This window comes from Terrisporobacter othiniensis, assembly GCF_000808015.1.
Classification (GTDB): Bacteria; Bacillota; Clostridia; order Peptostreptococcales; family Peptostreptococcaceae; genus Terrisporobacter; species Terrisporobacter muris.
Genome location: NZ_JWHR01000118.1, coordinates 1 through 10622, shown reverse-complemented (window position 1 = coordinate 10622; position 10622 = coordinate 1). Strand labels below are relative to the sequence as shown.

At 29.4% G+C, this 10622-nt stretch carries 6 protein-coding genes and 1 pseudogene; all 7 read left to right on the top strand.

Translation table 11 applies throughout. The annotated features are described in order from the left end of the window. The first annotated feature begins 93 nt into the window (after positions 1 to 93). Positions 94 to 330 (top strand): TIGR04540 family protein, encoded by a 237-nt coding sequence (locus tag QX51_RS14945; protein WP_039680701.1) that lies wholly within the window; start codon positions 94 to 96, stop codon positions 328 to 330. Between the two features lie 25 nt (positions 331 to 355). Beyond that, a complete protein-coding gene (locus tag QX51_RS14940) occupies positions 356 to 3454 on the top strand; it encodes a DUF499 family protein (protein ID WP_039680700.1) in 3099 nt (1032 codons plus the stop codon). Continuing rightward, a complete protein-coding gene (locus tag QX51_RS14935) occupies positions 3454 to 4017 on the top strand; it encodes a DUF3780 domain-containing protein (RefSeq protein WP_039680699.1) in 564 nt (187 codons plus the stop codon). Before QX51_RS14940 ends, QX51_RS14935 begins: the two co-directional genes overlap by 1 nt. A 22-nt stretch (positions 4018 to 4039) precedes the next feature. After that, positions 4040 to 6937, top strand: coding sequence for an anti-phage-associated DUF1156 domain-containing protein (locus QX51_RS14930; protein WP_039680698.1), 2898 nt, complete (start codon positions 4040 to 4042; stop codon positions 6935 to 6937). A gap of 17 nt (positions 6938 to 6954) precedes the next feature. Beyond that, complete coding sequence (locus QX51_RS14925; protein ID WP_039680697.1) at positions 6955 to 9660, top strand: phospholipase D-like domain-containing anti-phage protein; 2706 nt, start codon at positions 6955 to 6957, stop codon at positions 9658 to 9660. 79 nt (positions 9661 to 9739) lie between these two features. Then, positions 9740 to 10015: pseudogene (locus tag QX51_RS20095) on the top strand (YjcQ family protein); the annotation flags it as partial. A 258-nt stretch (positions 10016 to 10273) separates the two neighbouring features. Beyond that, on the top strand, positions 10274 to 10399 hold the full coding sequence (locus tag QX51_RS21470) for a hypothetical protein (RefSeq protein WP_278246233.1): 126 nt from the start codon (positions 10274 to 10276) through the stop codon (positions 10397 to 10399). The last annotated feature ends 223 nt before the right edge of the window (positions 10400 to 10622 follow it).

The following is a 10622-nucleotide window of genomic DNA, read 5'->3' as shown; positions in this document are numbered from 1 at the left end:
TAAGTATTCAAAATTTATTTGTTAACGTATCTTTTTTTGTATACAATTAAAGTATAAATAAAATACAAAAAACATATAAATTGGGGTGAAAATATGGAAGTTAAAAGATTTTATAAAAATCAAACTGAAATATCCACAGCCATCAACAGAGTCATAGATACATACCTAGATAATGCGATTGATGAAATATCTATGATAAATAGTATAAAGACTATATTTGAAAATAATCACTCAAGAATAATAAAAAATGGTGATTACACAAAAGTATTAAAGCAAAGATGTGGAAAAAGAAGATTAGAGATTGTATCAAAGGTAACGGGAGAAATATAAAATATTTATCAGGGGGAAATAAAAAATGAAAACTTTGCGTCAAGCATGCACTCCGAGAGAAAGTGTATTTGACGACAATACTAGAGATGACGTTTTAGAAATAACGGATTTAATCCAAGGAAGAATAGATCCAAATGAATTTTTCAACGAAAACTTCGTAACAGAAGGAATGAAACTTTTAGTGGAAACTGCATTTAAAAGATTCCATGGTAAAAGTTCATCAGGATTAATTAAACTTACTCAGTCAATGGGTGGAGGGAAAACACATAATATGATTTCCTTAGCATTATTGGCTAAGTACCCACAAGTAAGAGATAAAGTTTTAGGAGATATGTTTAAAGACTCTTACTTAGGACAAGTTAAAGTAGTTGGATTTACAGGAAGAGAAAGTGATGCAGAGTTCGGTATATGGGGAGCAATTGCAGAGCAACTAGGAAAGAAAGATCAACTAAGAGATTATTATTCACCACTTCAAGCACCAGGTCAAACAGCATGGGTTAACTTATTAAAGGGAGAACCATTACTTATATTATTAGACGAAATCCCACCATATTTAGTAAATGCAAAATCAAGAGCAATAGGAGATTCAAACTTATCAGTTGTAACAATAACAGCTCTTGCTAACTTATTTAATGCATTGGGTAAAGAAGAATTATCTAATGTTTGCGTTGTAATTTCAGATTTAAAAGCTACTTATGAAAGTGGTAGTGAACAATTACAATCAACATTTAAGGAGTTAGAAGGAGAAGTTAGTCGTTCAGCTTTAAATATAGAGCCGGTAGGAACAAATTCAGATGATGTTTATAACATTCTTAGAAAAAGACTATTCGAAACAATTCCATCAGATGAAGATATAGTAGATATAGCTAATGCATATAAAAATGCAGTATCAGAAGCAAAACAAATGGGATATACAAATACATCACCAGAGCAAATCTTTATAGGGGTTAAAGATTCATATCCTTTTCATCCATCATTAAAAGACTTATATGCAAGATTTAGAGAAAATCCAGGATTTCAACAGACTAGAGGTCTAATAAGACTTATGAGAGTAATAGTATCTCAGATTTATACAAATAAAAAAGCAGACAGTAAATATATTATCAATCCTTATGATATGGACTTAAATGATAATAATATGTTAGCACAAATAAAAGAAATCAAATCATCTTTGACGAATGCCATATCACATGATATACAAGCAAATGGAAAAGGTATAGCAGAAGAGATAGACAATGAAATGAATGAAACTAATATGAGTGATTTAAGTAAGCTTATATTAGTAGCATCTCTTGCTGATGTGCCCCATGCAATCTTAGGATTAACAGAATCAGAAATTATAGGTTATTTGGCAGAACCAGAGAAAGATATAACAAGAATTAAAAAATCATTACAAGACTTTACGTTAAAAGCTTGGTATATAAACTCAACTGACAATGGAAAGTTATATTTCCAAAACACTAAAAATATGATAGCTGAACTTAACACATTAATAGAATCTTATGATAATGATGCTGCTAAAAAAGAACTACGAGTATTTTTAGAAGATAAATTTAAACCAACTAAAAACACTTGTTATCAGTATGTAAAAGTATTTCCTGCAATAGATGAAATAAAGCTAGAACAAGATAAAGTAACCTTAGTACTGTTTGAACCTAATTCAAAAACGAAAGGTTTAAGTAAAGATTTAGAAGATTTTTATGAATATACTAAATATAAAAATAGAGTAATGTTTTTATCTGGAAATAAAGATACCATGGATAAATTACTTCAGTCATCAAAAGAATTTAGGGGAATGAAGAAGATAATAAGTGATATGGATAAAGAAAGAACGGCAAAAAACAATCCTCAATATGAACAGGCACAAGATAAATTAGATAAAATAAAGCTTAGTATATTACAAGCATCAAGAGAAACTTTCAGTAAAATTTATTACCCATCAAGTAAAGGTCTAATAAGTGCTGACTTCCTAATGGAGTTTAAAGAAAACAACTACGATGGTGAAGAGCAAATTATAAAAGTACTTACTGATAGAAAGAAATTTGAAAAAGATGTTAGTGGGGATATGTTTAGGAAAAAGTGTGAAGATAGAATATTTACTCAAAAAGAAATGAGATTTATAGATATAAAAGAGCGTGCGGCAACTAATGGTGTATGGCAATGGCATATACCTTCTGCATTGGATTCATTAAAAAATGACATGATTAACAAAGATATTTGGCGTGAAAATGGAGGATATATTCAAAAAGGTCCATTTATAGAAAAAACACAAGTGATTATAAAGGAAACTTATAGAGACCCTGATACAGGAGAAGTAACACTTAATATAAAAAATAGATATGGTGATAAAGTTTACTATGATATAGATGCAACACCTACAACAGGATCTATGGAAATTACAGATTTAGATAATTTTAAAACAAAAGAACTAAAACTTAATTTCTTATGTATAGATAGCTCTGGTGTAAATGAAACAGGAGACGTTTATAAGTGGAATAATAAAATAGAATTAAAATATAGAGAATTTACAAAAGACAATAACAGATATATGGAATTAAAAGCTATTCCAGAGGCAACCATAAAATATACTACAGATGGTTCAAATCCAAAAGATCATGGTGGTATATATGATGAAGAGTTTACAATTCCTAAAAATACCACATATATATTAGCAATAGCAGAGAAGAATGGAATAGAATCAAATCAATTAAATATAAAAATAGAAAAAGATAAGGATGCAGGGGCAACTATTGAAATAAACAAAAAAGAACCGTTAACACTTTTAAGCAATGTAAAAATAAATGAAACAGCAGGTGTATATAAAGAGATAGATAGACTTAAAAAATTCAATGTTAAAATTTCAGATATATCGGCATATATGAGTACTGATGAAGATTCAGATAAATGGATAGAGATAAATATAGGTAAATCAGCTAAGATAGAAGCCTCTAAATTAGAATCAGAAATACAAAATATTAGAGGAAATTTATTAAATGGAAACAAGGTAGATATAACTTTAGACTACCGTCAATCATATTATGAAAGTGGGCAAAGTTTTTTGGATATGGTAGCTGATAAAAAAATGACCTTAGGAGATTTTAAAGAAGGGGAGATTGAACAATAATGTCACAAACAAGAAAGGCTATAGGATTTGGATTTATACCAGAGGAAAATCAGCATCACTTTTTAGTGAAAATACCTAGAAGTACAGCTAAAGATCAAAATGTAAAAATATATGAACGTTTTATATGGCAAGATGAAGATGATAAACAAGTTATCAATCTTATGAAAGATAAATTAAAGGCAGATATTCCAAAACAAAAATGGAATATGATAAGTAAAGCACTTGAAAACGAGTTCAAAAGTAGATTAAAAGAAAATAATATAACTGTATACAGACAGGCTCAATGGAAAACAGGAGATAATCCAGTAGATAGGTTATTAGGAAAAGAACTTCTTTTACTTGTATGGGCTATAGAAGATTGCCAAACTGCTGTTATAGATACTGCTATAAAAAATTGGTTAGGTCTTGATATAACAGAAAGATGGTGGCTATATACTATGACAAATGCAGCTACAGGAGGAGCCTATGATAGAATAGGTTGGAGAAGAGCTATAAAATACGCTTTATCAGAAAATCCAGTAGAAGATATACAAAAAAATCAAGTTGACTGGTTTGGAATGTAAAGACTAAAAAGGGAGAATAACAATGGGGGATAAATCATTTATAGAGGTACAGTTTCCTGTATCAAAAATATCAAAGGAGAGTTATAAAGAAAGAAAGGCAAACCTAGGTCAGACTTTAACTGGCCTAGGTAAATGGTGGGGAAGAAAGCCTCTTATATTAGTTAGAGCTACTATATTAGGTTTATTATTACCAGCTACGGATAATCCAGTAAAAGATAGAGAAATATATTTAAAATTATTAACAATGGATGATGAAGGTTTATATAAAAGAAAGATAAAATCTATATCAACAAAAGATATATATAGATTATTAAATAACAATGAAAAAAATAAATATTTTGTAGTAGATGAAAAAGGTATTCCTAAATATATAAGAGGAATAAATAGTAAAGATAAGCAAGAGTTACAGAAGATATGTTTTAATAGATTATCTTATGATGAAAAATTAACATTATGCTGTAGACCAGAAGAATTAGATAATGTAATAAATAAAGAAGAATGGAATGATATAAATAATTACTTGGGAACTAATGCAAATAGTTTACAAGCATTGATTGCTGAATTAGGTAAAAAGAAATTTGGACATACTCCTACAGTTGGAGATTGCTTTGCTGGTGGAGGAAGTATACCTTTTGAGGCTGCAAGAATGGGATGTGAGGTATATGCGTCTGACTTGAATCCTATTGCATGTTTATTAACATGGGCAGATTTAAATATACTTAGTAAATCAGATAATGAAGTTGAAAGATTAAAAGAATTTCAAAAAAAAGTATATAACAAAGTTGATAAGCAGATAGAAGAGTTGGGAATTGAAAATAATGAAAATGGTGATAGAGGAATATCTTATTTATACTGTATTGAGGCAAAATGTCCTGAATGTGAATATATAGTACCTATGTTTCCATCTTTTATTGTAGGAAAAGGTAGTAAAACAGTATTAACACTAGAAAAAAACATACATACAAAAAGTTTTAATATTGATATTTTAGAAAACGTAGATGATTTAAAATTTAATCAAGCAATCAAAAATTCAACTATTTCAGATAATAAATTAATTTGTCCTAATTGTAAATCAGAAACACCTATATCAAGTATAAGAAAGGATATTAATGATGGAATCAAAAGGCCTTATCGATATAATACTCCGAATTCTTTGAGAAAATGGAAACAAAGTGATTATAAAAATGATAAAAATGATATTTTTAGAGAAAGGTTATACTGCATAAGATATGAACATGAAGCTAAAAAATACTATAGTTCGGTAACAAAACAAGACTTAGATAGAGAAGAAATGATAGAATCTATAGTAAAAAATAATATTATTGAATGGCAAAATAATGGTTATATACCATCTTCTAAAATTGAACCAGGTTGGAATACAAATCAACCTATTTACGAAAAAGGTTGGACTCATTGGAACCATCTATTCAATCCAAGACAACTTTTAATTAATGCACTATTTAATAAGAGTATTCATGAAATTGCTAACTCTAAAGAGGAATATTGTATAGGTATATTAGGATTAAATAAATGTGCTGATTGGAATTGTAAATTAAGCAGATGGATAAATGGATCTGGTGTAGAAAATACTACCCAGCTTTTTTATAACCAAGCTATTAATACATTATATAATTATGGTGCAAGAGGATTATCTAGTTTAAAAAGTACTTGGTTTTATAATATTAATAATAATAAATTTACAAATAAGGTAGGATATATTAAACCTATTGATGCTAGAGATATAAATATTATGCATGATATATGGATAACTGACCCACCTTATGCAGATGCAGTTAATTATCATGAACTATCAGAGTTTTTTTTAGCTTGGGATAAAAAAGTTTTTGAAGATGTATTTACAGACTGGTATCCTGATAGCAAAAGAGTGTTGGCTGTACAAGGAAAAGGTCAGAGTTTTAATCAAAGCATGATAGAAGTTTATTCAAATCTAGCTAAGAATACAGAGGATAATGGAATGCAAGTTGTAATGTTTACTCATCAAGATGTAAAAGTATGGGCAGAATTAGCATTAATATTATGGGCATCGGGTCTTCAAGTTACAGCAGCATGGAATATTGCAACGGAAACAGAATCTGGTGGGCTTAAAGAAGGAGGAAATTATGTAAAAGGAACTGTTATACTAGTTCTTAGAAAACAAAATTCTGACTATACGGCATATTTAGATGAATTATATCCTGAAATAGAAGATGAAGTTAAATTACAAATAGATACAATGAAGGAGTTGGATGATAAGGAAGACCCTAACTTTACAGATGCAGATTACTTGCTTGCAGCGTATGCAGCATCATTAAAAGTTCTTACATCATATAAAAATATAGAGGATATAGATGTTCAATATGAACTGTCTAAATCTGATGGAGAATCACCTATAGTAAACATTATTAATGATGCAGTAAAAATAGCATTTGACTACTTAACACCAAACGGATTTGACTCATATACATGGAAAACTCTATTACCAGAGGAAAGATTTTATATTAAAGGATTAGACACTGAGAAAAACAATGTATATAAAGTAAGTGCATATCAAGAGTTAGGCAGAGGATTTGGAGTAAATGAATACTCAGATATGATGGCAAGTACTAAAGCTAATAAGTCAAGATTAAAAACTGCTAGCGAATTTGCCATGAATTACACAAATGATAATACTAAGTTTGGTCACTCCATACTCAGAAATGTGCTTGTAGCTTTATATAAATCAACTAAGGAAGAAGATGCAACTAAGGGAAAAGCATGGCTGAGAAATGAAGTAGATGATTATTGGAATGAAAGAAGTAAAATAATTGAAATATTAGATTACATAGCTACATTAGAATATATTGAAAATATGAAACATTGGGAAAAAGATGCTAAATCAGCAAAAATATTAGTAGAGCTAGTTAGAAATGATGGGGTTTAGAATAAAGGGAGTTAAAAATGATTAATAGATATTCTTCTAGAAAAGAAAAACTAGATGAAAGTTTCTTAAATAAAAAATTAAAAGAAGCTAAGTCTTATGATAGAATAGCTGGGTATTTTAGATCTTCCATATTAGAGTTAAGTGGAGAAGATCTAGAAAATATAGAGGGCAAGATAAGAGTTATTTGTAATTCGGATTTAAATATAGAAGATGTAAAAACTGCAATATCAGCTCAAAATGCCATGAGAAAAGATTGGTGTTCTAATAATCCTGAGGAAGAGTATAAAAATATTCCTAAAAGATTAGTAAAGTTATATGACCTTCTTAAGAGTGGAAAGTTAGAAGTTAGAGTAATGCCAAATGATGCTTTTGGACTGATTCATGGAAAAGCAGGAATTATAACTTTTAAAGATAATAGTAAGACATCTTTTATGGGAAGTATAAATGAATCATACTCTGCCTTTAAAATAAATTATGAAATGATATGGGAAGATGACTCAGATGAAGCTATTAAGTGGGTACAAGAAGAATTTAACTCTTTATGGAACAGCAAATATGCTGTTCCTTTATCTGACTTTGTAATAGAAGATATAAAGAGGATTTCTTCTAGAGAAAAGATAGAAAACATAGATGATTGGAAAAAAGAATATAATCCTGCTGAAGTAGTGGTAGAATCTTCAGTATATAGAAAAGAACTAGGTCTTTGGAATCATCAGAAATACTTTGTTAACTTAGCATTTAATGAACATAGAAAGAGCTATGGTGCAAGATACATATTAGCTGATATGGTTGGACTTGGTAAGACTATACAGCTAGCTTTGTCAGCACAACTTATGGCACTATACGGAAATAAGCCAGTATTAGTAATAGCACCAAAAACACTAATTTGGCAATGGCAAGAAGAAATAAATAATCTATTAGATATGCCATCAGCAGTATGGGACGGCAAAGACTGGATCGATGAAAATGGAATAAAGCATGTATCATCAAATATATCATGTATAAAAAAATGTCCAAGAAGAGTTGGTATCATATCACAGGGATTAATCACATCAAACTCTCCAATTACAGAAAAACTACTAGAAATTGAATATGAATGTATTATAGTAGATGAATGTCATAGAGCAAGACGAAAAAATCTTGGTCAAAATAAAATGGATCAAAAACCTGATCCTAATAATCTTATGAAATTTTTACTTCAAATATCTAAGAATACAAAAAGTATGTTACTAGCAACAGCTACACCAGTACAGTTATATCCTATAGAAGCTTATGATCTCATGAGTATATTGGCTCAAAAAAATGATAGTGTATTAGGGAGTGTACTAAGTCAGTGGAGAACTTATCCTAATAAAGGATTAGACCTAGTTATGGGTAAGGAAACACTAACAAGGGATAGTGAAATTTTTGAATGGGTAAGAGATCCATTTCCACCATCATCAGAAGATAGAAATTTTGAAATGATTAGAAGACGTCTTGAATTAAAAGATGATGAATTTATTATGAAGCATTATGATAGAGATAAACTTAGAAGACCAGACTTAAGAAGACTAGAAAGACTTGTTCAAGGTGACTATATACAAAGTTACAATCCTTATTTGAGACATATTGTAAGAAGAACTAGAGATTACTTAGAAAATACAATAAATCCAGAAACTAATGAACCTTATCTTAAACCTGTAAGAGTAAAACTATTTGGAGAAGATGAAAAAGAAGCTATAGTATTACCTGTTTATCTACAAGAAGCTTATAATTATGCAGAACAATTTTGTGAACTTCTCCAAAAAAGAGTAAAAGGTGGGGGATTTTTTAAAACTCTACTATTAAAAAGACTTGGTAGTACGATGATTGCAGGGAAAAATACTGCTAAAAAATTATTAGCTGATGTCAATGGAATACTAGACGATGATAGCGAAGATGAAGAATTAGAATCACATAGCGAAGTTTTAAGTGAATTTAAAAACTTAAGTCCAGAAGAAATCAACTGCTTAAATAACTTAGTATATATGCTTGATGAAAATATCGGAAATGATCCTAAATATAATCTTGTTTATAAACTTCTTGTGGAAGAAAAATGGTTAAAAAGGGGCTGTATTATATTTTCTCAATATTATGATTCAGCATACTGGGTTGCAGAAAGCTTATCAAAGGATCTAGGTAAAGTTAAAATAGGAATATATGCAGGAGGAGATAAATCGGGAGTATTTACTAATGGTATATATGAAAGATGTAGTAAAGAAAACATAAAGAAAATGGTTAAGAGTAAGGAAATAAAAGTGTTAGTAGGTACTGATGCAGCCAGTGAAGGTCTTAACTTGCAGACTTTAGGCTCTCTTATAAATCTGGATTTACCTTGGAATCCAACTAGACTAGAGCAGAGAAAAGGTCGTATTCAAAGAATAGGACAAGTTTATGATGAAGTCTATATTTATAATATGAGATACAAGGATTCTGTTGAAGATAAAGTGCATTATATGCTTTCTGAGAGACTTGAAAGTATACATAGTTTATTTGGGCAGATTCCAGATATTTTAGAGGACGTATGGATTGATATAGCTTTGAATGATATTGAAAAGGCTAAGGAAAAACTTGATGTTGTACCAGATAAGCACCCTTTTGATTTGAGATATCAAAGTTGTGTGGGGGAAGTTGACTGGGAGAGTTGTTATAGAGTGTTGGATGTTGAGGAGAAGAGGAAGTACTTGATGAATGGATGGGGTTAGATAATGATTTATAAATGAAAGGAGGTGATATTAATATGAGTAAATTAGATAAATTGAAATATAGTTTTTAAAAGAATTAGAATTAAACGAAGATAGATTAATTGAAGATGAAGAAACTGTTATTCCTCGAAAAGAAGATTATGAATTAAATAAAGAATTATATGGTAGACTAATTTTAAGTTTGGAGGAAGATAATTTAGCAATAATAAAATATGCTAAAGTTGATGGATTGCCAAGTATTATATTTTCGGCAGAAATAACTACTAAAGGTAAGCAATTTCTAAAGGATAATAATACATGGTCTAAACTGTATAGAGGCTTAAAAGAAATTAAAGAATTTATACCAGGTATTTAATAATTGTACTAGAAACAGAGATGTAGTTCTTGATGCGAGTATAAAGAATTTTCTAGGAAAGGTGATGCTAAGTCACTCACCAATTTGTACAAGTAAGGGTACTGTCGGACGAGAATTTCGAGGATTGTACTGCAATAGATTTACAAACTTGAAAGTTGAGTATATAAGTGGATGTTTGTATGGGTTTTAGGATATTTTAGATGGTGGCTTGAATGAGAGATATAATAATATATTATAAAATAGGTAAATGAGAAAGTTATGGACAGAAGAAAAAGTTCTAAAAAATTAAATATAGAAGATTTTAGACATATTACAAAAGATAAAGTTATTACAATGTCTTCTATGCTAGATAAAATGGATCCAGAAGTTGATAAAAAGCATTAGAATAGTTTTACTGAGTTTGCAAAGGTAACAAAAGAGATATTGGTATAACTGGATGCAATAATATTTGAGAAGCTATATTAACATTAATGTAAGAATAAAGTTTCAATTATATTAAGTTGAGATGAGAAGTATATTATTATGTTTATTTTATTAATTATTGACTTAAATAAGATGGATACTAATCAAAGACTAGCACCCATCTAAAAAGTTTATTATTTATAAT

Bases quoted from the DNA above. Each gene is read 5' to 3' on its own strand.
- QX51_RS21470 (WP_278246233.1), top strand. From the start codon at position 10,274: ATGGACAGAAGAAAAAGTTCTAAAAAATTAAATATAGAAGATTTTAGA.
- QX51_RS14935 (WP_039680699.1), top strand. From the start codon at position 3,454: ATGTCACAAACAAGAAAGGCTATAGGATTTGGATTTATACCAGAGGAA.
- QX51_RS14945 (WP_039680701.1), top strand. From the start codon at position 94: ATGGAAGTTAAAAGATTTTATAAAAATCAAACTGAAATATCCACAGCC.
- QX51_RS14925 (WP_039680697.1), top strand. From the start codon at position 6,955: ATGATTAATAGATATTCTTCTAGAAAAGAAAAACTAGATGAAAGTTTC.
- QX51_RS14930 (WP_039680698.1), top strand. From the start codon at position 4,040: ATGGGGGATAAATCATTTATAGAGGTACAGTTTCCTGTATCAAAAATA.
- QX51_RS14940 (WP_039680700.1), top strand. From the start codon at position 356: ATGAAAACTTTGCGTCAAGCATGCACTCCGAGAGAAAGTGTATTTGAC.